The sequence below is a fragment of the Kitasatospora sp. NPDC088134 genome (genome assembly GCF_044741705.1).
Classification (GTDB): domain Bacteria; phylum Actinomycetota; class Actinomycetes; order Streptomycetales; family Streptomycetaceae; genus Kitasatospora.
This window is the reverse complement of sequence record NZ_JBIUTD010000046.1, coordinates 32,076-32,817: the sequence shown is the minus strand read 5'-3', so window position 1 is coordinate 32,817 and position 742 is coordinate 32,076. Positions and strand designations below refer to the sequence as shown.

The window sequence follows — 742 nt, the reverse complement described above, 5'->3', positions numbered from 1 at the left end:
TTGGAGGCCCTCGCCGACGCCAGCCTCGTCCGCGAGGACCCCGACACCGGACGCTGGCGCATGCACGACCTCGTCCGCGCCTACGCCACCGAACAAGCCCAGCGACACCCCCACAGCACCACCGCCCTCACCCGCCTCCACCACCACTACACCCGCACCACCCGGGCCGCCCACACCCACCTCGACCCCACCGGCGGCGTCGACCGGGAACACTTCCCCAACCGCGGCGCGGCGCTCGCCTGGCTCGACGCCGAGCGCGCCAACCTCCTCGCCACCGTCCACCAGGCACACACCCTCGGCCACCGCGAAACCACCATGGAACTGGCTGCTCTCCTCGGAACCTACCTGCACTCCCGCCGGTACCTGCAGGACGCCCTGGACACCGCAACCCTCGCCCACGACGCCGCCATGTCCTTCGGCAGCCGCCGCCACGAAGGCGTCGCTTGGAACAACCTCGGCAATGCCCTCCAGGAACTGCGCCGCTTCGATCAAGCCCTCGACGCCCACCAGCACGCCCTCGACATCCACCACGAGCTCGGCAACCGCCACAGCGAAGGTATCGCCTGGAACAACCTCGCCACCGCTCTCCAGGAACTGCGCCGCTTCGATCAAGCCCTCGACGCCTACCAGCACGCCCTCGACATCCACCACGAGCTCGGCAACCGCCACAGCGAAGGTATCGCCTGGAACAACCTCGGCCTCACCTTCAGGGAACTGCGCCGATTGGACGAGGCCTTCAACG

1 protein-coding gene is annotated in these 742 nt (G+C 69.1%); it reads left to right on the top strand.

Features of this window, described 5'->3' with window-relative positions:
* Window positions 1-742 (top strand): tetratricopeptide repeat protein (locus ACIOHG_RS37105; protein ID WP_400957947.1); only part of this gene is annotated, 742 nt, incomplete at both ends.